This window comes from Hymenobacter swuensis DY53 (genome assembly GCF_000576555.1).
Classification (GTDB): Bacteria; Bacteroidota; Bacteroidia; order Cytophagales; family Hymenobacteraceae; genus Hymenobacter; species Hymenobacter swuensis.
In genome coordinates this window covers 934,414-954,371 of the sequence record NZ_CP007145.1, presented here as the reverse complement: position 1 = coordinate 954,371, position 19,958 = coordinate 934,414, and the positions used below count along the sequence as shown (strand labels likewise).

The window sequence follows — 19,958 nt, the reverse complement described above, 5'->3', positions numbered from 1 at the left end:
TTACTGGTATACAGGTAAGTAGAGGCGTTTAAAAATCCAGTCGTTGTCCTTGCTCCGGAAAAACCAGCCGGAGCTGCAGCGTATTTGCCTCCTGCAGCTGCCGGCGGATGGCCTCCTCGTTGCCGGCTGTGGGCTTGATATGGGTGACGACGACGGGCAAGCCGCGTACCGCCCCGGGACCGGCCAGCTGACTTAACACCGCCATTTCACGCATCAGTAAAGCCGGTGTAAGATGGCCAAACAGCTGTTTTTCCGGCTGGGCATTGGCGTAGGAGGCTTCTATGCAAATGGCTTTCAGCTGGCCGGCTTTTACCAGCGGAGCCACCATCTGCCACAGGGTACGCAGATTATCAGTCTGCTCCACGGCATCGGCCCCGGTGTCGCCGAGGTATAGTAGGTAGCTGAGGCCGCTACGCATCAGAAACGCGGCACTCTGGAAAGGCCGACCGTGGCTGAGCACGAAGGTCTGCACGCTCAATGAGGTGTTTTCGAGGGGCATTTCCGGGCCGGGCGTTAGTTCCCACAGCTGGTATTTGCCCAGCGCGGGTGGGGTACCGCCGGGCCCGAAGTTGGGCCAGGACCGCCAGTTGAAGTAGTCGTTCTGAATAGTCGCTAGGCAACCAGGCAGGCCGTAGATGCTTTTCGGTGCATCATCGGGCGCGCCCAGCAACAAGCCGGCTACGTGGTCGAGGTGGGCGTGAGAAATCAGGTAGGCTTTAATGTTGGTGCGCACCGCTTCGCCTACGGGGCCGGCCAGCACCTTATTTGCTACCGCTTTTTCCACGCCGTTATACACCGTGCCCGCATCCAGACAAACGTAGGACTGAGAACCGGCTGGGGCTACCAGATATGCCGAGAGGTTATTTTCCGTCATCCCGCCCTTTACTCCGAGGGGAATAACGGTAAAAGCGGGCTGGGCAGTTGCCGCCCATGCGCAGCCGCTACTAAGTATAAGGAGAAGCAACTTCTTCATAGTGTAAGGTTACGACAGCCGGGGCGTTCCTTCATCCGTTGCATCAGTTTTTGCCACTTGCGAATCAAGACTGCCCCTGCAATTTCCGCAATTCAGCACGGGCACCCCGGTGCCTATGGCCGGCCGCTTTCTGGAGCCAATAACGGGCCCAGCGAGTTGACGTCGGCACCCCTTCGCCCGCCACGTAGCACAGACCCAAATTGAACTGAGCCTTAGTATCGCCCTGGCGCGCGGCTTTTCGGTACCAGTAAACTGCTTGGTGATGATCCTCTGCTACTCCATGACCCATCAGGTAGGAATACCCCAAGTCCCGCTGCGCCGATTCGTCTCCGCGTTTAGCCGCATACAGTAACCAGGCCACCGCAGCCTTACTATCCGGTGCTACTCCTTCGCCGTGCAGCAGGCAAAATGCCACATTGTAGGCGGCAGCCAACTCCCCTGCCTCCGCCGCCTGCTTGTAGCATGCGAATGCCTGGTCCACCGCTTTGGGTACGCCTCGGCCGTAGTCGTAGCAAGTACCTAGATAAAACATAGCCCTGAAATGCCCTTGTACCGCTGCGGCCCGCCAATGTGCCACTACCTTGGTCCAGGGAATTGGCTTGGGATTGTTCCGGCCAAAAGCCAGCCGGTACCCCAGGCGGAACGAAGCATCGGCGTCGCCAGCGGCGGCCCGTTTCAGTAGGTAGTTAGTCGTTTCCATGGGTTTACTGTATCCACTGCTGCTTCGTCAGCTCAAACCGTACTTCTCCGCTGCTGGTACGGCCGGTTTCCTGCCAGCCCTGGCGGCGGTAAAACTCTTCGGCGCGGGTGCCGGGCGCGGTACTGAGCCAGATGGAATGGTCGGTTTGGGTAAAGTACCACGTCAGCAGAAGCTGATGCAGCGTTTTACCGATTCCCTGCCGGTCAAAGTAGGGATGCACGAACAGGGCCCAGATACTGTGGTCCTGCGCATCAGCAATGGCAAAGCCCGCAATGCGGCCCGCATCTTCGGCTACCCAGCCCTGGCCGCGGCGCGTGAGATAGTCCAGGTAATCGGCCGCCGTGACGAGGGCGCGGTTGCGCAATACGTTTTCGCGCACGGCGAAGCGGACTTCCGTCAGGGCGGGAATATCGGCTGGATGGGCAACGCGGTAGAGCATATTCTGGGCAGGTGATGCGATGCTACGTTCCGGAATTTCTTAGTTCACTTCGCTCAGCTCCTGAGGATACCCAATAGCCATCAGGTCGGCGGCCAGCTGGGGCCAGTCGGTCAGCTCGTTGTTGAGGGCCAGGGCGGCGGTTTTCGTGAGAGGTTCGTGTTGGTACACGGCGGCTACGGCTTCGGTAGCCAGCGGCTCCCGCTCGGTTTCATCAAGGTAGTATTCGTTGGCCCAATCGGCGTAGGTTTCGGGGTCATTATCGAAGATGTAAAGCAGCTCTTCGGAGCCATCATCCTCACCGTCGACCACGCCAGTCTGCCAGCCGTGGGCGGGCGTGTACCAAATGCAGAACGTAGTACCAATTGAGGCGACCGGCTCGCCGAAGATAAATTCTTCAAAGGCCTCGGGCAATCCACGCGTTACCTGGCCTTTTTCGGCTTGGTTGTACTCCGAAAGAAAGCCGTTGATGCAGCACCCTTCGGGCCGGAACAGCACCAGCATCTGGTCGCCTTCCCCGTCGCTCATTTCAAACAGGGCCTCCTGCACATCCCACACCGGGTTGTAGGTGTAATAGCGAAACTCCGGGTCGGGTGAGTTGATAGCATCCAGCGCGGCCAGCGACTGGCAAAGGCGTTGCAAAGTGGCCGCGTCGGGCAGTCGGGTAAGGTCGAGGGTGGAAATCATGGGCGAGAAGAGGAAGGAGGTCGGGAGCCGGTTTGGTGGGCCGAAAGTAGGACTGATACGTTACATTGGCTTTTTTATTTCTTCATGCAGCTGTATTCCTACTGGGTCCGGGCCACGCTCGACTGCCACGATGCCGATGGCAATTTCTACCACCTGGTTGCTTACGCAGGTAGTGACACCAGCCCGGACGCCGCCCGGCAAACAGCTGACCAGCTGCTACAGGCCCGGCAGGCCCGCTTGCTGGGTAATGGCGAATTAGGGGAGTACCCAACCGGCTCCGTACCCCTGCGCGAACAGCTTATCCGGCGTGTATATGACCCTCAGGGTAAGGAGTTAGGGGCGATAACCCGTAACCGGTACGGCAGCCTCGTGCTCAATGCACCGCGCCTGATGATCCTGGATGTGGACGACTACGACCTGCGGCAGGCAATGCCCCGGCAGCCCAGTACAGTGCCGTTCAGTTTCAGTCGTTTTCTCCGCAACCTCTTCAACCCACCGCCCCCACTCGCTCCCCTGCCCCTGCCCGATGCGCACGACCAGCTGCAGCTACGTCTGGCGTCCTGGCTTCAGCTGCATCCTGAGTGGAACTTCAGGCTGTACCGCACTCGCCTAGGGTTTCGTCTCATTGTTACGCACCAGTTCCTGGCTCCCGACAGCCCAGAGGCGCAAGCGGTTTTTGCGGCAATGCGCACCGACAGTCTCTATGTGCGCCTGTGTGAAAAACAGGATTGCTACCGCGCCCGCCTGAGCCCGAAACCCTGGCGCATTGGCTGGATGCGCCCGGCCCACGCTTTCCCCCATGATACGGCCGAGCAACGCCTGCAGCAACAGGAATGGGAGCAGCAGTACCATGCCCGGAGCGAGACTTTTGCGGTGTGCCAATGGGTGGGTGAGTACGGCAGCAGCCACGTCTGCCCCGGAGCCGAAACCCTTATCACGCTGCACGACGCAGCCTGCCTGGGCGACGGAAAACTGGCGTAAACTGGTCCTAATATGTTTTGGTCATGTCCTGGGGCACTACCAGCACAAAATCCGCTTGCTGCTGATGCTCTTTGTCCAGCTTATCCAGCTGTTCCTGGGCCACTGTGCTAAGGGTAAGTACTTTCAGCTTCGGGTTTTGCTGGCGCAGGTAGGCCAAAATGCCGTCGTGGTTATCGGAGTGGTAGGCACCGTTAAGGTGGAGCAGCAAATGGCCTTCGGGGCGGGCCTGATTCAGGAAGTAGGCCATGGTAGCATCCTTGAGGGCCTGAGCCCGGATGATGTTCTGCACGCCCACCGCGTGGGCCGCATCGCCACCAAACATCTTGGCCATATTCTGGTAGCCGGGCAGCGCGAAATCCACTGTCAGCGGCAGCGGGGCCAGCCAGGCTTTTTCGGCGGCGGGTAGCGCATCCAGGGCTTCCAGGCCGCCTTTGGCCACCTGGGAGGCATAGCGGCGCGGCACGTTGGTACCCACCACCCGGAACTTCTGCTGCCGCGCCAGCTGCAGCAGCGGCTTATAGTCGGTGGCATAATTGGGCCAAGGGCGGCTATCGGCTTCAAAGCCTTTGTCGTCCAGCTCACCGGTCGTGTATTGGTCCACGAGGGGCTGCACGTCGCGTTCAAACATTTCCAGGCCCAGCACCAGTTGGCCCTGGCGTAGGCGCAGCAGGTCTTTGGTAAGCTGCAATTCCAGCCAGTGGGCAATGGGGTCATTGTGCTGCTCTCCGAAAAACACCACGTCGGCGGCGGCCAATTCCCGGAGCATCTTGTCGTAGCCGGCGGGTTTACCGGTAGCCGTGAACAGGCGGTAGGCGGGCCGGTCCTGGGCGTGCAGGCTCAGGCTGACCAGCAGCCCGACCAGCAGCATGTATAGTACGCGGTTAATCATCCCAGTCATCCCCACTTGCTGCGGGCCCCATCAGAATCAGCCAGAAGGGCGAACAGACGCTGGGTGGTGGGGCCGTACCACCCAGGGTTTGGGTTTCGTACACCTTACCGTTCACCAGGATATCCAAGCGCAGGTAGCTGCCGGAGCCGGGCTTGGGTGTAGTAGCGCACGTAACCCGGTTCATACTGATAGTGGCCGCCAAATCGTCGTACGGGCTGTAGTCGCCCAGCTGGTAGGTAGTGTCCACGGCTGCCGCGTAGGTGTAGCGCACGGTCGGCTCCGTTTTAGGGCTGGCTGTATTGGTGTCGCGGGTCGTGGTATACTCCATCCCGGCTCCGAGACCCTGCAGCTTTTCGCCCTTCACGCGCAAAGCCACCTTGAACTGCACGGTGTCGTTGAGCTTTTCTACCTCATCCTGGCAGCCAGTGGCCGCCAGCAGTAATCCAGCGGCTCCCAGCCACATGGCGCAGTGTTTTACGTGTGCTAACATGCAGTATAACTAGTAAACGTAACGGCCGAAACCCGACCTGGTATTGGTGCCGAAGATACAGGAATAGCCGACACTAAACTGCCCCGGCTCCTTGCGGGACCGGGGCAGCTACAGCGCAATCTGAGGGGAGGAAAATTTAGACTTTCTAGCCTTTATAGAACAGCCACTTCGACAGCTCGCCGTACGTCACCTTTTTGCCGTACATCAGGATGCCGACGCGGTAAATGCGGGCGGCCAGCCAGATGGTACCGATGAAGCCCACAATCAGCAGCAGCATGGAGAGGCCTAGCTGCCACATGGGCACGCCCCCGAAGGGCAGGCGCATCATCATGGCAATGGGCGAGGTAAACGGAATCATCGACATCCAGAAGGCCACCTGCCCATTGGGGTTGGTCATGAGCGTAGCCTGGGCAATGACGAAGGTCAGCACCAGCGGCATCGTCACGGGCAGCATGAACTGCTGAGTATCGGTTTCACTATCCACGGCCGAGCCGATGGCCCCGAACAACGCCCCGTAGAACAGGTAGCCGCCCAGGAAATAGAACAGGAAGCAGCCCACTATCAGCGGCACATTGATATCGGCAGTTTTCAAGGCTTGGATCATAGCGCCGCCTTCGTTCTTGGTTTCTTTGGCTTTCACGCTTGTGGTAGTGCCAGCCGACTTATTCACCTGCTCCACTCGATTCTGCGCTATTTTCTCGGGACTCACGGAGCCGGTCACTACGGAGGTAATCCCCAACGACAGCAATACCCACAGAGCCAGTTGCGTGAAGCCTACACCAGCAATGCCAAGCACTTTGCCCATCATCAACTCAAAGGGTTTCACGGAGGAAATGACCACTTCTACGATGCGGTTGGTTTTTTCCTCCATCACCCCACGCATGATCTGAATGCCGTAGATGAAGATGAACATGTAGATCAGGAAACCGCAGATGTAGGCCACGCCGGTGCTTACGCCGGTGCTGGAGCTTCGCTCGCCGTCGTCGCTCAGGCTGATGGTCTGCAGGTCTACGTCGGCCTTCATGTTATCGAGTACGGCCCGGTCGAGGCCGGCTTTGCTCAGGCGCTGGGTTTCTACAGCGTTTTCCACGGCCCGCTCAATATCCCGCTGCAACGTCATGCCCAGCCCCTTGCGCGAAAATACCTGGAAGCCTGCTGGCGTGGCCAGATCCAGCGTGGGCACATAAAGCAAGGCGTCGTATTTGGCCTTGTTAAACTCGGTTTTGGCCGTCGCCAAGTCCGGCGATACACGAATGAAGCTGATATCGTCCTTGGGTTCGGGCAGCTTCTGAGTGAACAGCCCGCCGGCGTCGGCCACGGCGACCACCTTGTTGTTATCCGACATGGTGGCAATCAGCACCGGCACGGCGAAGATGGCGGCCGTAATCAGCGGACCCAGCAACGACATGATGATAAAGCTCTTTTTGCGTACCCGCGTGAGGTATTCGCGTTGCGCAATCAGCCAGGTCTTGGACATGGGAATGGAGAAAATTAGATGCGGGAAGTCAGGAGGAAAGAAAAATCAGTTAGCGGCAGAGCCCAGAAACAATTTCTGGCTTCTACCCTTTCACGGCCATTTCCTCCTCCGTGGGCACGTAGTCGGGGTGGGTTTCGCGCACCCGGCGAATGAAGATGTCGTTGATGCTCGGAATCATCTCCCGGAAGGCGTGCACCTCCACGTTGCCCGGTCCGATGAGGTAGCGCAGCAAATCGTTAGGCACGGCCCCGGCGTGCAGCCGGATGATGTCATAGAAGTGGCCGTTTTCGCGCTCCTGGTGCTTGATCACCTCAAAATCGGGGTGCATCACCATCAGGCGGCCCCGGCCCTCCACCTCGTAGGTCTGGGTGCGGTAGGCGTCGCGCACCTCACGCACGGGGCCGTCGAGCACCTTTTTCGAGCGGTTGATGAGGGCGATATGGTCGCACATTTCCTCCACCGATTCCATGCGATGGGTAGAGAAGATGATGCTGGCACCCCGGTCGCGCATGGCCAGAATCTCGTCCTTGAGCAGGTTAGCGTTGATGGGGTCGAAACCCGAAAACGGCTCATCCAGAATCACCAGCTCGGGGTCGTGGACCACGGTGGCAATAAACTGAATCTTCTGCTGCATGCCCTTGCTCAGGTCCTCAATGTTCTTGTCGGCCCAGCCTTTGATGTCGAACCGCTCCAGCCAGCTCTTAATTTTCACGCGGGCTTCCTCCTTCGGAATGCCCTTGAGCTGGGCTAGGTACAGCAGCTGCTCTCCCACTTTCATCTTCTTATACAGGCCCCGCTCCTCGGGCAGATAGCCAATGCGGCCGATGTGGGAAGGGTTCAGCGGCTCGCCCCGGAACAGCACCTGCCCCGAGTCGGCCCCGGTAATCTGGGTGATGATGCGGATCAGGGACGTTTTGCCGGCTCCGTTGGGGCCCAGCAGACCGAAGATGGAGCCTTCGGGCACCACGAGGCTCACGCCATCGAGGGCCGTGTGGGCGGCGTACTGCTTGCGCACGTCGCGGACTTCGAGGATAGGTGTTTTCACAGCGCAGAAAGACAGGTAGATTGTTGATGTAATATTACAGGAACCCGATACAGAAGCCAGCGAAATTCCAACCAACCGGCAATTTGGTAGCCTGAACTGTCGGAAAGGCTACCTGAACGGGTGTTATTCGGGCGCTTCCAGCTCGCGCAGGGCCGCCTCAAGCTGGTCGAGGTGGCGGCCGTAGCGGCGTTGGTGCTCCTTTTTTCCGATGGTGTAGCTAGCGTAGATGACCGCCCCTACTCCTACCCCTACCCCCAGCGCAGTGGCCACATGCCAGTTCCAGGCGGCATGAGCCGGATTCAGGTAATCCAGCACATATTCAGCCCGAACAACCAGTACTATAACGACCAGCATAACCAGGGATACAACGCCTACATAGTCATGCATGCGCATCAGCCGGCGAAATCTGGAAATCCGACTTTTCAGAAAGCTGTATAGACTATCGTTTTGCTGCTCCATTTCCTTGAGTACCTGCAGACGCCGGTACACAATTACCCCCACTACAACCAGCATCAGCATAACGCATACGGCAAACCGTTGCAGGTTCACTTCGTGCCGGCCGAAGATCAATGCATTAAATCCGCTCAGTATAAAGGCCATAATTACCCAGCTTAACTCTTTAGTCGCATTTCTTCTTAGCCGAAATAAGGGATTAGTGGAAGTGGAAGAAGCAAGCATGGCGCGCAGGGTTTGTTCGGTAGTGAAAGAATCAGTGGGATGAGCGGGCGGGGCCTGCCACTTCCGGCGAAAATCATCGAGTTCCATCAGGCAACGAGGGGAAGAAGTTGGCGGAGTTTATCCTGCACGCGGTGCATTTTCACGCGCACATTGTTCTGGGTGATGCCGAGGATATCAGCCATTTCCTCGTAGGTGCGCTCCTCCAAGTACAGCAGCACGAAGGCCTTTTCCACCTGGGAAAGCCGCTCGATGGCGCGGTAGAGTTGGGCCAGATCGTCGGCATCGGGGCCATCGGGTGGCGGGGCGGGCAGATCGGGCACCCCTACCCCGCCGAAGCGGGCTGGCGTGGGAGCGCGGGTGCGGCGGCGCAGATCAGTAATTGCCACGTTCAAAGCCACCCGGTACAGCCAGGTACTGACTTTAGCCACGCCCGGCCGATACTGCGGCCACGCCCGCCACAACTGCAGCACAATCTCCTGGTATAGGTCCTGCCGGTCGTCAGCATCGGCGCAGTACAGGCGCGCTACCCGGCGCAGTAAAGGCTGGTGCTCGTTCAACAGGCGCAGAAAATCCGGGGACGCGGCGGGCATACGGTGGGGAAGTTTGCCGGATATATCGGGAGTTGCGCCCCGGCATTACAGAGCTGCTGCAAAAAAATGCTCAACGTTGGTCAGCACAAAAAAAGCCCGCCCCGCTTTTAGCGGGGCGGGCTGGTCCGGCGCTCCGGAACGAATCCGTGCAATCCGATAAATCCGGGCTTATTGGAAATACTCCTTCACTTTCTCGAAGAAGCCTTTCTCGTTTTTGCCGGGATTAGGCGTGAAGTTGCGGGCGTCGCGGAGCTTTTCCAGCAACTCCCGCTCCTCGTTGGTCACGTTCTTAGGCGTCCATACGCTAAGATGGATGAGTTGGTCGCCACGGCCGTAGCCGTTGATGTCCTTAATGCCTTTGCCGCGCAGACGCAGGATTTTGCCCGGCTGGGTACCTGGCTCCACCTTAATCTTCACTTTGCCCTCAATGGTAGGCACCTCAATACTGGCTCCCAGCGCAGCATCCACGAACGAGATATACTGCTCGAACATGATGTTGTTACCGTCGCGCTTAAGTGACTCGTGCGGCTCCTCCTCAATCTGAATGAGCAGGTCGCCGGGCACGCCGCCGCGCTCCGGAAAGTTGCCCTTGCCGTTCATACTCAGCTGCATACCCTCGGCCACGCCGGCCGGAATGTTAATGGGAATGACTTCCTCATGCAGCTGGCGGCCATCGCCGTGGCAGACGTCGCACTTGCTGGTTACCACTTTGCCCTCGCCTTCGCAGGTGGGGCAGGTCGAGGCACTCACCATCTGGCCGAGCATGGTGTTTACCACGCGCTTTACCTGGCCCTGGCCCTGGCAGGTGCCGCAGGTTTTAAGGTCGGTGCCGTTTTTGGCGCCGGTGCCCGAGCAGGTGTTGCAGGCCACGTAGCGCTTCACCTTAATCTTCTTCTCGACGCCGTTGGCCACTTCCTCCAGGTCCAGCTTCAGCTTGATGCGCAGGTTGGAGCCCTTACGCACGCGCCGGCCGCCCTGGCCACCCCCGCCGAAGAAGCTGCCACCGCCCCCGAAAATGTCGCCGAAGTGACTGAAGATGTCCTCCATGCTGGGGCCGCCACCCCCGCCGTTGCCGCCCATGCCCTGGTGGCCGTACTGGTCGTAGCGGGCACGCTTATTGGGGTCCGAAAGCGCCTCGTAGGCCTCGGCGGCTTCCTTGAACTTGTCCTCCGCCGACGGGTCATCGGGGTTTTTATCGGGGTGATACTTGATAGCCAGCTTGCGGTAAGCCGACTTCAGCTCATCGGCCGCCGCGTTTTTGGCTACGCCCAACACCTCGTAATAATCTCGCTTCGTTGCCATGGTTCTCAGTACAGAGTATTATGTAGTGAGTAGTGAGACAAATACTGCGCAGCTTGACACACCAAGGCATCTCACTACGCAGTACTTACTACTCAATACTAGTTGCCCAACACCACTTTAGCGTGGCGGATTACCTTGTCGCCGAGGTAGTAGCCGCGCTCCACTTCGTCCACAATCTTGCCCTTCAGGTCTTCCGACGGGGCCGGAATCTGGGTAATGGCCTCATGCAGTTCGGGGTCGAAGTCGCCGCCTTTGGCTTCCATCGTCACCAAGCCTTTCTGGCTCAGAGTTTTGCTGAGCTTGTTGTAAATAATTTCCACACTCTCGCGCACGGCCCCGGCATCTTCGGTATCCTTGGTGTGGTGACGGGCGCGGTCGAAGTCATCGAGAACCGGCAGCAAAGCCACCATCAACTCCTGGTTGGCGGTTTTGAACAGGTCGGCGCGCTCCTTGGTGGTGCGGCGCTTGTAGTTCTCAAACTCGGCGGCCAGACGCAGGTACTTGTCCTTCAGGTCGGCCAGCTCAGCTTCGGTTTTAGAGCCGGTAGCCTCCTCCGACGTTTCGGGTGCATCGGTGGTTTCCTCGGTCGTTTCGCCAGCCGTCAGGTCGGCATCTACCGACAGGTTGTCGTCCTGGGGCAGGTTGTTATCGTCAGCCATCTTGTTAAATATTCGTCGAAATGGGTTTTTCACGGGATTTGCCGTTGGGCTAGCAATAAGGCGCAAGGAGTTTGCCAAAGGCACGGCGGCTGTCAGTTTGGCACGGACTTACGGAGTATCTTCCCACCCTCATACCAAATGTTTCCTCCAACCAGAACCTGAGCAGCAAACGATGGAAGTCAGCAAGCACCGACCTGTTTCACCTGCTGAAGCAACTCCTTATCTGCGTTGGTTCACTCAACTCGGACTGGTGCTATGCTCTTTCGGACTGCTCTACCTCCTGTGGGAATGGTACACTATCGGCATTATAGCCGATCAGGAAAAGATTGCCGACTACCAGTTTGAAACGGAATCAATGCTTGGAGAAGGCGGCAGTCATTACACCTCAGCGGCAGCTTACGCGGCGGCGGCACTTCGTACTGCCGTTTTCGTTTGCTTGCCGTTGACTGCTGTGTTTGCCTTGGCAGTCCGAAATGGGACCAGGCGCTTCCAGCTACTCGCCGTGGCGGCCGTGACAGTGGCCGGACTCATCAACATTCTGCTTTAGCAGCTATACTGAATATTACCCCTGCGTGTGCAGCGCCTCCCAGATCAAGTCCTTCAGCTTCTGGATGTTCTTGTTGGCAAGGCTGGAAATGAACACCGTCGGCAGGTCCGTGGGCAACGATGCCCGGATTTCGTCTTCCAGCTCCTCATCCAGCATGTCGGACTTGGTAACGGCCAGTAGGCGGCGCTTCTCCAGTAGCTCGGGGTTGAACTGTTCCAACTCGTTGAGCAGCACGCCGTACTCGGCGTTGATGTCGGGCGAGTCGCAGCTGATCATAAACAGCAGGATAGAGTTCCGCTCGATGTGGCGCAGGAAGCGGGTACCTAGCCCTTTACCCTCGGCCGCGCCCTCAATAATACCCGGAATATCGGCCATCACGAAGGATTTGTAGTCGCGGTAGGCCACTACGCCCAGGTTAGGCGTGAGGGTGGTGAAGGCGTAGTCGGCAATTTTGGGTTTGGCGGCCGATACCACCGACAGCAGCGTGCTTTTGCCCGCGTTCGGGAAGCCCACCAGGCCTACATCGGCCAGCAGCTTCAGTTCCAGAATCACCCACTCGTCAATACCCGGCTCGCCGGGCTGGGCGTACTGCGGGGCCTGGTTGGTGGCCGATTTGAAGTGGTCGTTGCCGAGGCCGCCCCGGCCGCCGGGCGTCAGGATCAGGCGCTGGCCCTCCTCCGTAATTTCCAGCTTTTTCTCGCCGGTTTCAGCGTCGCGGGCTACCGTGCCCAGGGGCACCTGAATGATGATATCTTCACCCTGCTTGCCGGAACGCAGGTTTTCGCCGCCGTTTTCGCCGGCCTGGGCAATTAGGTGCTTCTGGTATTGCAGGTGCAACAGCGTCCAGAGTTGGGTGCTGCCTTCCAGGATAATGTGGCCGCCCCGGCCACCGTCGCCACCATCGGGGCCGCCGTTGGGCAGGCCCTTGGCCCGGAAAAAGTGGTGCGAACCCGCCCCGCCCTTACCTGAGCGACAGTTGATTTTGACGTAGTCGATGAAATTATTGGAAGCCACTTCTGAGAAGTTAGAAATTAGAAGCTAGAAGTCAGAAGCCGATGTGCTCCATTGTTCAGCCTGCAGATCGTGAATTGTCTGAAAAACAGCTGTCATCCTGAGCGAAGCGAAGGACCTTATGCCGGTTGAACGATAGTCGTGGTAACGACTCGCTCAGATGGGATAAGATCCTTCGCTCCGCTCAGGATGACAGATGGTTCTGCCACTACCCAGGCGGGTAGCAGCGGCAAAGTTACGCTTTTACTTCGTCGGTTGCCTGCCGGCTGCCTTCAGTGGCGGCAGGCTGGTGCTGGTCGAGGATGCCACAGATTTGGCCGAAGATGTCTTCGATGGCACCAATGCCGTTCAGGGCGTGGAATTTCTGTTGGGTGGCGTAGTAGCCAGCCACCTGGGCGGTTTCGGTGTTGTACACCGTTACGCGCTTGCGGATTTTGGTTTCGTCCTGGTCGTCGGGGCGGCCGGAGGTTTTGCCGCGCTCCAGCAGGCGTTTCACCAGCTCTTCCTCGGCCACTTCCAGGGCCACCATGCACGATACCTTGGTTTCGTGCTCGGCCAGCAGCCGGTCGAGGCTTTCGGCCTGGGGCACGGTGCGCGGGAAACCGTCGAAGATGAAGCCGGAAGCCTGTTTGTTGGTTTTCAGCGCCGAGCCGATCATGCCAATCACCACTTCATCGGGTACGAGCAGACCTTCATCCATGAGTTTTTTGGCCCGCAGACCCAGTTCCGTGCCCTGGGTAATCTGGGCGCGCAGCAGGTCGCCGGTGGACAAATGAACCAGATTATAGCGGGCAATCAGCTTCTGGCTTTGCGTTCCTTTGCCGGCACCGGGCGGGCCGAAGAGCACGAGATTCAGCATGAGTAGCTAGGGGGGTTACGCGCAAGTACGCGGGAAGGAGAAAACGGGAGGGTTTTGGTAAGATACGCAAGGAACGGGAAAGCCTTTACGCGGACCGGCGAATTTTAGCTGCGCTATCCGGCTCGTCGGGCGTTACACCGCCTTGTATACATCGGGGTAATTGCGGCCCAGCCCGTCGAAATCGAGGCCGTAGCCTACAATAAAATCATTGGGAATGCTCAAGCCTATATAGCGCAACGGCAGTTCGTGCTGCAGGCATTCGGGCTTGAGAAACAGTGTGGCCACTTCCAGCGAGGCCGGCTGCCGGGCACCCAGCGTATCCAGCAGCATCCGCATGGTGTGGCCGGTGTCCACAATATCTTCGAGGATGATGGCGTGGCGGCCTTGGATTTCCTCGGTGAGGCCCAGCACTTCCTTGACTTCGCCGGTGCTGCTGGTGCCTTGGTACGAGGCCACCCGGATAAAGCAGATTTCACAATCCAGGGAAATTTCCTTCAGCAAATCGGCGGCGAACATGAAGGAGCCGTTGAGCACCACCACGAAGAGCACCTGCTGGCCGGCGTAATCCTGATTGATGCGGGCAGCAACCTCGCGGATGGCCGCCGTAAGCTGAGCGGCCGACAAGTACGGTTCGAACTGCTTGTTATGCAGCGAAATATGGTCCGGGTTCATCCGTTTGGGGTTGGGCCGTGGGTGAGCGGGCGGGGCAAAGGTAGCAGAAAAAAGCCGCCCTCCCGGTAGGAAAGCGGCTTCTTGCAATGTGGGTGAATCGTTGCTGGCCGTGGCGTCAGTACCTAGCGGTTGTTCGCGGTAAAACCTACCAGCACCTCCTGACTATCAACCGTCAGCTCGTATTTCACCACCGGCAACTGCTCCGGCTGCTGCGCCACACCCCGTTCGGGCGCGGCAATGTGGGGCGCAATAACCAGCGAAACAATGCTCATGAGCTTGATGAGGATGTTCATGCTGGGGCCAGAGGTATCCTTGAAGGGGTCCCCTACCGTGTCGCCCGTGACGGAGGCTTTGTGTGCCTCGGAGCCTTTGTACTCCATTTTGCCGTCAATCATCACCCCTTTCTCAAACGACTTCTTGGCGTTATCCCAAGCCCCGCCGGCGTTGCTCTGGAACATGGCCATCAGCACACCCGATACGGTGACGCCTGCCAGCGTACCACCCAGCACCTCGGGCCCGAAGGTGAAGCCTACCAGCACCGGCACCACCAGCGCAATAGCACCAGGCAGCATCATTTCGCGGATAGCGGCCTGAGTAGAAATGGCCACACACTTCTCGTACTCGGGCCGTCCGGTGCCTTCCATGATGCCCGGAATTTCGCGGAACTGACGGCGCACTTCCTGCACCATGGCCATGGCGGCGCGCCCCACCGCCGAAATAGCCAGGGCCGAGAAGATGAACGGAATCATGGCCCCCACAAACAGCCCGCCCAGCACGCGGGCATTACTGATATCAATGGATGTGATGTTGGCCGTGCCCATGAAGGCGGCAAACAGGGCCAGAGAGGTAAGCGCGGCCGAGGCAATGGCGAAACCTTTACCGGTGGCGGCAGTGGTATTACCCACGGCGTCCAGGATATCGGTCCGTTCGCGCACTTCCTTGGGCAGCTCGCTCATCTCGGCAATGCCGCCGGCGTTATCAGCAATGGGCCCGAAGGCATCAATGGCGAGCTGCATGGCGGTAGTGGCCATCATGCCGGCCGCCGCAATGGCCACGCCGTAGAGGCCGGCGCACTCGAAGCTCAGGATAATCCCCGCCGCCAGCACAATGATGGGCAGCACGGTACTTTCCATGCCCACAGCCAGCCCGCCGATAACGGTGGTGGCGTGGCCCGTGCTGCTCTGGCGCACAATACTGAGCACCGGCCGTTTGCCCATGGCTGTGTAGTACTCGGTGATGATGCTCATCAGCGTACCCACTACCAACCCCACCAGCACGGCGTAAAACACGCTCATGGCGCTAAAGGTGATGCCCCGGATGGTGAGGTCCTCGGCAGGCAGCATCCAGCGGATGATGAAGTAGGAAGCCACCGCCGACACCAGCACCGACACGTAATTGCCCAGGTTCAGGGCCGCCTGCACGTTGCCACCCTCCTTCACCCGCACGCACAGAATACCGATCAGCGAGGCCACAATGCCCATTCCGGCAATCACCATCGGCAGCAGAATGGGCGAAAGGCCCTGAAACTGGTCGCCGGTGGCTATTACCTCCCGGCCCAGCACCATAGTGGCCAGAATGGTAGCCACGTAGGAGCCGAACAAATCGGCGCCCATGCCGGCCACGTCGCCCACGTTGTCGCCCACGTTGTCGGCAATTGTGGCGGGGTTGCGGGGGTCATCTTCGGGGATGCCGGCTTCCACTTTGCCCACGAGGTCGGCTCCCACGTCGGCGGCTTTGGTATAGATGCCGCCACCCACGCGGGCAAACAGCGCAATGCTTTCAGCCCCGAGAGAGAAGCCAGTTAGTACTTCCAAGGCCGTTTCCATCTCAATGCCGTTGGCCCCGCCGCCTTTGCTAACGACGAAAAGCTGGTAGAACACAATGAACAAGGAGCCCAGTCCCAGCACCGCCAAGCCGGCCACACCCATCCCCATTACCGAGCCCCCCGAAAACGACACGTTCAGGGCCTGGCTCAGGCTGGTGCGGGCAGCTTGGGCCGTGCGCACGTTGGCCTTGGTGGCAATCTTCATCCCGATAAAACCCGCCAGCGCCGAGAAAACCGCCCCGATCAGAAAGGCAATGACGATAACCGGGCTCGACTTCTCGCCGGTGCTTCCCAGATAAAACAGGAAAGCGGAGGCAATCAGCCCGAAAATCATCATCACCCGGTACTCGGCTTTGAGGAAGGCAATGGCCCCATCGGCAATGTAGCCGGCAATAGTCTGCATTTTGGCGTCGCCGGCATCCTGCCGACTCACCCAGCCCGCGCGTAACCAAGTGTAGAGCAACGCCAGTACGCCCAGCACCGGCACTACGTAGAGAATGTTCATCATAAACGGTGGGAATGGAGTTTTGGTGGGGAGAGTAAAAAGCACAAGAGTTGCTGGTAAAATAGAGGTTTTACCAGCAACTCCAACTCTCTGACCCAGAACTGCCTGCGCCGCCGTTTATACTTTGCGGAAATAATTCACAGAAGCCCGCTCCGTAACCCAGTACAGGGCGTAGGCCACCAGTGTTACCAGCGGCAGAGCCAGCCAGTAATAGCGGGCATAGAACACGGTTTCACCCGTGAGGTACACTAGGCCGCCGTAGCAGAGCAGCAGCAGCGGAAAATGGTAGAGGTACAGCGAAAAGCTAAATACACCCAGTTTGTGCAAGCCCCGAATCAGCGGATTCTGCGCGGAGACTTTGCCGGCCAGCAGTGTGGTCATGCTCAGCACGGCCAGCAGCGTAGCCACCAGTCCGGAAATAGGCTTGAGCTTCAGCACGGCCAGCAGCAACAAGGCCCCAAACAGAGCACCCATCAGCAGCAGCAGCAACCAACCGGGCACCCGGCGGGCCCACGTCAGCCAGGGCGTGCGTACCACCGCATCGTAGAACATGGCCCCTACCGCGAAGTAAAAGTTGAACGTCAGCAGGTAATCGATGAACGGGTTCAGCGGACCGTGCTGGGTCCAGAGCAGGCCCACCGCATGTATAGCTATTGAAAGGCCGTAGTATACCCAGATCCGCCAGAACGCCAAGGGAACGGCCAGGTAGAAAATGGCCTCCGGCAGCAACGACCAGTACACGTCGTTGTAGCCGATGTACACCTTATTAACCTGCAAAAAACCTAGCGTCCGGACCACGCCGCCCAGGTTTAGCGTACTCAGCTCATGCCAAGCTTCTGCTAGGGTGGTGTTCAGCTCACGGCCATTATCCGCAGCTACTGCCACCGGAATGCCACGCGCCACGCACCACAGCCCCACAGCCGCCAGTACTGAGGCGAACAGGAACGGTGGGTAGATCCGCACGATTCGGTTGATGTAAAACGCCACCGGTTTCCGGTGCTTACGCAGTTGCGCGTACCGGATAAAAAAGCCCGACAGCACGAAAAAGAAAATCACCATTTCGTAACCGGCCGAGCTGAGCATATCGGCCCCAAAAGCCAGATAATCCAGCGCCCCCCAGGTGGCTCGGGGATGCACCTGTAGGTACTGCCGCCCTCCCGACCACAGGATAAATTTGGCGTGAAAAATCACCACATAAAAAGCGCAGAAGCCCCGCAATGCATGCAGAATATCTAGCTCCTGATAGGTAAGGTGCTGCAAAGGGGCCTTTTCGGCCACCGGTTGGGTAGAAAGATTCACGCCGTATTCTGAACTGTTGATGCCCTGCAAAGGTCTGAGTTTATTCGACAACTACAGTTGCTGCATCAACACCTGATACAATGCCAGCATACTGCTGATGTCGCGCTTATCCACGATTTCGTGCGGGGAATGTACGTTGTCCTCGGGTGCCCCGATGAAGCACCAGTCCCAGGGCTGGGCACCGTGCTGCAGCTCTTTGGCATCGGAGCCGCCGCTGCTTTCCACTTCCAGCTGGTGCGGGATGCCGGCGGCCTCGGCAATACACCTGATGCGCTCCACGTAGCTGCGGCGCGGAATTAGGGAGTCGCGCAGGGAAATAGCCACGCCCTGGCCGGGTCGCACGCCTTCTGTTACCCAGGTGATGTCCGAAATTAGGGCCTGCCGCACCCCGTAGGTTTTGTAGATGTATTTTGCCAGATACGCTACTGAGCCCCCGCCGTGCTCCTCCCAGCAACTGAAGGCCACAATGCCGTCTTCGAGGGTTTCGCACAGGCGCAGCGCGTTCCAGACGCCTAGGCGGTTATCGAGGTAGCAGCTTTGCACCGTTGTTTGAGTTTCCCGAAAGTCACAGTAAAACGTTAGCTCCGTGCCTCGCTCCACGTCACGGTGAAAGTCGTAGCTAAGCGCTCCGGTTTCCTCATCCACCACCAAGGTGCAGTCGATTTCACCTTGCAAATCCCGCCCCACCAACCGGTAGCCGGTTTCTACGTTAGGGCCACCGATGCGCACAAGCTGCCGACCGTAGCGGACCGTAAAGCCTATACTGTCAAGGTGGGCAAACACAGTCGTACGGGGCTTTCCGAATACCAGAATAATGCAATCCTGGAACTCTCCCCCCGCCAGTACGGTTGGCTGGATGCGCCAGCCGGCCTGATGCGTCCGGATGTAGTCAAGTAAGTATTCCGTAAGTGGAGCTTCGTGACCGGAAGGCGCGGAAATCTGACAAAGGGCTTGTAAAAGCTGCATACGTAGTATCTTATTTGTCCAAAACTAGGACAAATGTCCTACTTTAGCTGCCTGTATGGGCGGTGTAGGGCATAATCCAGTTAGTGTTTGTAGCCGCAACTTTAGTATACCTATGCTCCCACGCGTTCAATTTGTCCTGTTGCTTCTCCTGTTGCTGCCGCTGGCAGTCCGGGCCCAGCAACCTGACACTGCTAGGCCCGCTGCCCTACCCGATTCGGTGCGGCAAGTACGCCTGGAAAACGTGGATGTGGCTCCTGCCGCTGTGGATACCAAGGGCTGGCTGCTCATGGATAAGGATATCCAGACGGAACTGGAAGGAGCGGTATATAACCTGTACAATTTCAAGTATGATAAGGCCGAGCGGCAGTTCCGCAGCCTGCGCCGCCGCTACCCCAACCACCCCATGCCCTACTTTCTGCTGGGCCTGAGTACGTGGTGGAAAATTATGCCGAGCGGCATCCAAACGACGCTTTACGACAAGCAGTTTTTCGCCTACATGGATACCACCATTGCCAAGGGGGAAGCCATGTACAAAGCCGATAATCAGAACTACGAAGCCAGTTTTTTCTTGGCGGCTGGTTATGGTTTCGACGGCCGCCTGCACGCCGAGCGCCACGACTGGCGCAAAGCCACCGTCAGTGCCAAGCGGGCCTTGGATTACCTCGACAAAAGCAAAGAAGCTAACGGCCTCAGTCCGGAGTTTCTGTTCGGACAGGCATTGTTCAACTACTACGCCGTCTGGATTCCCGATAATTATCCACTCCTCAAGCCGGTATTGCTGTTTTTCCCAAAAGGTAATAAGCAGCTGGGGCTGCAGCAGCTCCGTAACGTGGCCGACAACGGCTTCTACGTGGGGCCGGAAGCGCGCGTATTCCTGATGCGCATTCTGCTCAACGAAGAAGATAAGCCCGAGCAAGCCATGCCACTGGCCCGCTACCTAGCCACCACGTATCCCGACAACGGTTATTTCCAGCGAATCTATGCCAACATCTGCTTCCGCCAGGGTGAGTTTCGGGAATGTGAGCGGGTAAGCCGGGATATGCTGGAGAAGCTGAACCAGGGCCTGCCCGGCTACGAAGCCAACAGTGGCCGCTATGCTACCTATTTCCTGGGGTATCTGATGCAGAACAGGTATAAGAACTATACCAAGGCCAAGGAATACTACCAGCGGTGCATCGTGTTTGCGGAACTGAATGGGGAAACTAAGTACGGTTTTTACGTGTTTGCCAATCTGGCCTTGGCCCGCCTAGCCGATAAGGCCAAAGATGCTCCGGCAGCCCGCCGCTACTACACAGTGGTCTTGGATAAATCCGAGCGCAAATCGGAGCAGTACCGGGAGGCCAAAGCATATTTGAAGACGAAGTAAG

Annotated in this window: 21 protein-coding genes; 3 read left to right on the top strand and 18 right to left on the bottom strand. The window is 58.3% G+C overall.

Annotation, left to right across the window (positions count from 1 at the left end; genetic code table 11):
• Window positions 1-28: 28 nt before the first annotated feature.
• The 4 genes from HSW_RS05565 to HSW_RS05550 form a co-directional block, all read right to left on the bottom strand.
• A complete protein-coding gene (locus tag HSW_RS05565) occupies window positions 29-973 on the bottom strand; it encodes an MBL fold metallo-hydrolase (RefSeq protein ID WP_044001157.1) in 945 nt (314 codons plus the stop codon).
• A 64-nt stretch (window positions 974-1,037) separates the two neighbouring features.
• Window positions 1,038-1,673 carry a tetratricopeptide repeat protein gene (locus HSW_RS05560; RefSeq protein WP_081768266.1) on the bottom strand — a complete coding sequence of 212 codons (636 nt, stop codon included), beginning with the start codon at window positions 1,671-1,673 and terminating at the stop codon, window positions 1,038-1,040.
• A 4-nt stretch (window positions 1,674-1,677) separates the two neighbouring features.
• Window positions 1,678-2,112, bottom strand: coding sequence for a GNAT family N-acetyltransferase (locus tag HSW_RS05555; protein ID WP_044001155.1), 435 nt, complete (start codon window positions 2,110-2,112; stop codon window positions 1,678-1,680).
• Between the two features lie 39 nt (window positions 2,113-2,151).
• Entirely contained in the window at window positions 2,152-2,796 is a 645-nt protein-coding gene (locus HSW_RS05550; RefSeq protein WP_044001154.1) for a hypothetical protein, read from the bottom strand.
• Window positions 2,797-2,880: 84 nt separating this feature from the next.
• On the opposite strand from HSW_RS05550, the gene HSW_RS05545 reads away from it, so the two are divergent.
• A complete protein-coding gene (locus HSW_RS05545; protein ID WP_044001153.1) occupies window positions 2,881-3,777 on the top strand; it encodes a hypothetical protein in 897 nt (298 codons plus the stop codon).
• 7 nt (window positions 3,778-3,784) lie between these two features.
• Here HSW_RS05545 and HSW_RS05540 read toward each other — a convergent pair whose 3' ends face one another.
• From HSW_RS05540 to HSW_RS05505, 8 genes are all read right to left on the bottom strand, one after another.
• Window positions 3,785-4,666, bottom strand: a complete 882-nt coding sequence (locus tag HSW_RS05540; RefSeq protein WP_231501357.1) for a ChaN family lipoprotein — start codon at window positions 4,664-4,666, stop codon at window positions 3,785-3,787.
• Window positions 4,659-5,156: a hypothetical protein gene (locus HSW_RS05535; RefSeq protein ID WP_155832836.1), complete on the bottom strand. Its 498-nt coding sequence runs from the start codon at window positions 5,154-5,156 to the stop codon at window positions 4,659-4,661. Before HSW_RS05535 ends, HSW_RS05540 begins: the two co-directional genes overlap by 8 nt.
• A gap of 145 nt (window positions 5,157-5,301) precedes the next feature.
• Window positions 5,302-6,633 (bottom strand): ABC transporter permease, encoded by a 1,332-nt coding sequence (locus tag HSW_RS05530; RefSeq protein ID WP_044001149.1) that lies wholly within the window; start codon window positions 6,631-6,633, stop codon window positions 5,302-5,304.
• 82 nt (window positions 6,634-6,715) lie between these two features.
• Window positions 6,716-7,678 carry an ABC transporter ATP-binding protein gene (locus HSW_RS05525; protein ID WP_044001148.1) on the bottom strand — a complete coding sequence of 321 codons (963 nt, stop codon included), beginning with the start codon at window positions 7,676-7,678 and terminating at the stop codon, window positions 6,716-6,718.
• A 123-nt stretch (window positions 7,679-7,801) separates the two neighbouring features.
• Window positions 7,802-8,278, bottom strand: a complete 477-nt coding sequence (locus HSW_RS05520) for a hypothetical protein (protein ID WP_155832835.1) — start codon at window positions 8,276-8,278, stop codon at window positions 7,802-7,804.
• A gap of 164 nt (window positions 8,279-8,442) precedes the next feature.
• On the bottom strand, window positions 8,443-8,946 hold the full coding sequence (locus tag HSW_RS05515; RefSeq protein WP_044001146.1) for an RNA polymerase sigma factor: 504 nt from the start codon (window positions 8,944-8,946) through the stop codon (window positions 8,443-8,445).
• A gap of 168 nt (window positions 8,947-9,114) precedes the next feature.
• Complete coding sequence (gene dnaJ, locus HSW_RS05510) at window positions 9,115-10,248, bottom strand: molecular chaperone DnaJ (protein WP_044001145.1); 1,134 nt, start codon at window positions 10,246-10,248, stop codon at window positions 9,115-9,117.
• A gap of 98 nt (window positions 10,249-10,346) precedes the next feature.
• The gene (locus HSW_RS05505) at window positions 10,347-10,907 is read right to left on the bottom strand and encodes a nucleotide exchange factor GrpE (RefSeq protein ID WP_044001144.1); all 561 of its coding nucleotides are present in this window, start codon (window positions 10,905-10,907) and stop codon (window positions 10,347-10,349) included.
• A gap of 1 nt (window position 10,908) precedes the next feature.
• On the opposite strand from HSW_RS05505, the gene HSW_RS05500 reads away from it, so the two are divergent.
• On the top strand, window positions 10,909-11,454 hold the full coding sequence (locus HSW_RS05500) for a hypothetical protein (protein ID WP_155832834.1): 546 nt from the start codon (window positions 10,909-10,911) through the stop codon (window positions 11,452-11,454).
• A gap of 15 nt (window positions 11,455-11,469) precedes the next feature.
• Here the strand turns inward: HSW_RS05500 and obgE are convergent, their stop codons facing one another.
• The 6 genes from obgE to HSW_RS05470 form a co-directional block, all read right to left on the bottom strand.
• A complete protein-coding gene (gene obgE / locus HSW_RS05495) occupies window positions 11,470-12,468 on the bottom strand; it encodes a GTPase ObgE (RefSeq protein WP_044001142.1) in 999 nt (332 codons plus the stop codon).
• A 232-nt stretch (window positions 12,469-12,700) separates the two neighbouring features.
• Window positions 12,701-13,324, bottom strand: coding sequence for an adenylate kinase (locus HSW_RS05490; RefSeq protein ID WP_044001141.1), 624 nt, complete (start codon window positions 13,322-13,324; stop codon window positions 12,701-12,703).
• Between the two features lie 132 nt (window positions 13,325-13,456).
• Window positions 13,457-13,996 carry a hypoxanthine phosphoribosyltransferase gene (gene hpt / locus HSW_RS05485; RefSeq protein ID WP_044001140.1) on the bottom strand — a complete coding sequence of 180 codons (540 nt, stop codon included), beginning with the start codon at window positions 13,994-13,996 and terminating at the stop codon, window positions 13,457-13,459.
• A gap of 122 nt (window positions 13,997-14,118) precedes the next feature.
• Entirely contained in the window at window positions 14,119-16,329 is a 2,211-nt protein-coding gene (locus HSW_RS05480; protein ID WP_044001139.1) for a sodium-translocating pyrophosphatase, read from the bottom strand.
• Between the two features lie 114 nt (window positions 16,330-16,443).
• A complete protein-coding gene (locus tag HSW_RS05475) occupies window positions 16,444-17,625 on the bottom strand; it encodes an acyltransferase family protein (RefSeq protein WP_197031946.1) in 1,182 nt (393 codons plus the stop codon).
• Window positions 17,626-17,676: 51 nt separating this feature from the next.
• Window positions 17,677-18,591, bottom strand: coding sequence for a M20/M25/M40 family metallo-hydrolase (locus HSW_RS05470; RefSeq protein WP_044001137.1), 915 nt, complete (start codon window positions 18,589-18,591; stop codon window positions 17,677-17,679).
• A gap of 112 nt (window positions 18,592-18,703) precedes the next feature.
• Between HSW_RS05470 and HSW_RS05465 the strand changes: the two genes are divergently transcribed.
• Entirely contained in the window at window positions 18,704-19,957 is a 1,254-nt protein-coding gene (locus HSW_RS05465) for a hypothetical protein (protein WP_044001136.1), read from the top strand.
• Window position 19,958: the final 1 nt, after the last annotated feature.

Bases quoted from the DNA above. Each gene is read 5' to 3' on its own strand.
- hpt (WP_044001140.1), bottom strand. From the start codon at position 13,996: ATGAACCCGGACCATATTTCGCTGCATAACAAGCAGTTCGAACCGTAC.
- HSW_RS05545 (WP_044001153.1), top strand. From the start codon at position 2,881: ATGCAGCTGTATTCCTACTGGGTCCGGGCCACGCTCGACTGCCACGAT.
- HSW_RS05555 (WP_044001155.1), bottom strand. From the start codon at position 2,112: ATGCTCTACCGCGTTGCCCATCCAGCCGATATTCCCGCCCTGACGGAA.
- HSW_RS05550 (WP_044001154.1), bottom strand. From the start codon at position 2,796: ATGATTTCCACCCTCGACCTTACCCGACTGCCCGACGCGGCCACTTTG.
- HSW_RS05565 (WP_044001157.1), bottom strand. From the start codon at position 973: ATGAAGAAGTTGCTTCTCCTTATACTTAGTAGCGGCTGCGCATGGGCG.
- HSW_RS05515 (WP_044001146.1), bottom strand. From the start codon at position 8,946: ATGCCCGCCGCGTCCCCGGATTTTCTGCGCCTGTTGAACGAGCACCAG.
- HSW_RS05470 (WP_044001137.1), bottom strand. From the start codon at position 18,591: ATGCAGCTTTTACAAGCCCTTTGTCAGATTTCCGCGCCTTCCGGTCAC.
- HSW_RS05560 (WP_081768266.1), bottom strand. From the start codon at position 1,673: ATGGAAACGACTAACTACCTACTGAAACGGGCCGCCGCTGGCGACGCC.
- HSW_RS05520 (WP_155832835.1), bottom strand. From the start codon at position 8,278: ATGGCCTTTATACTGAGCGGATTTAATGCATTGATCTTCGGCCGGCAC.
- HSW_RS05505 (WP_044001144.1), bottom strand. From the start codon at position 10,907: ATGGCTGACGATAACAACCTGCCCCAGGACGACAACCTGTCGGTAGAT.
- HSW_RS05490 (WP_044001141.1), bottom strand. From the start codon at position 13,324: ATGCTGAATCTCGTGCTCTTCGGCCCGCCCGGTGCCGGCAAAGGAACG.
- HSW_RS05480 (WP_044001139.1), bottom strand. From the start codon at position 16,329: ATGATGAACATTCTCTACGTAGTGCCGGTGCTGGGCGTACTGGCGTTG.
- HSW_RS05465 (WP_044001136.1), top strand. From the start codon at position 18,704: ATGCTCCCACGCGTTCAATTTGTCCTGTTGCTTCTCCTGTTGCTGCCG.
- HSW_RS05530 (WP_044001149.1), bottom strand. From the start codon at position 6,633: ATGTCCAAGACCTGGCTGATTGCGCAACGCGAATACCTCACGCGGGTA.
- HSW_RS05540 (WP_231501357.1), bottom strand. From the start codon at position 4,666: ATGATTAACCGCGTACTATACATGCTGCTGGTCGGGCTGCTGGTCAGC.
- dnaJ (WP_044001145.1), bottom strand. From the start codon at position 10,248: ATGGCAACGAAGCGAGATTATTACGAGGTGTTGGGCGTAGCCAAAAAC.
- HSW_RS05535 (WP_155832836.1), bottom strand. From the start codon at position 5,156: ATGTTAGCACACGTAAAACACTGCGCCATGTGGCTGGGAGCCGCTGGA.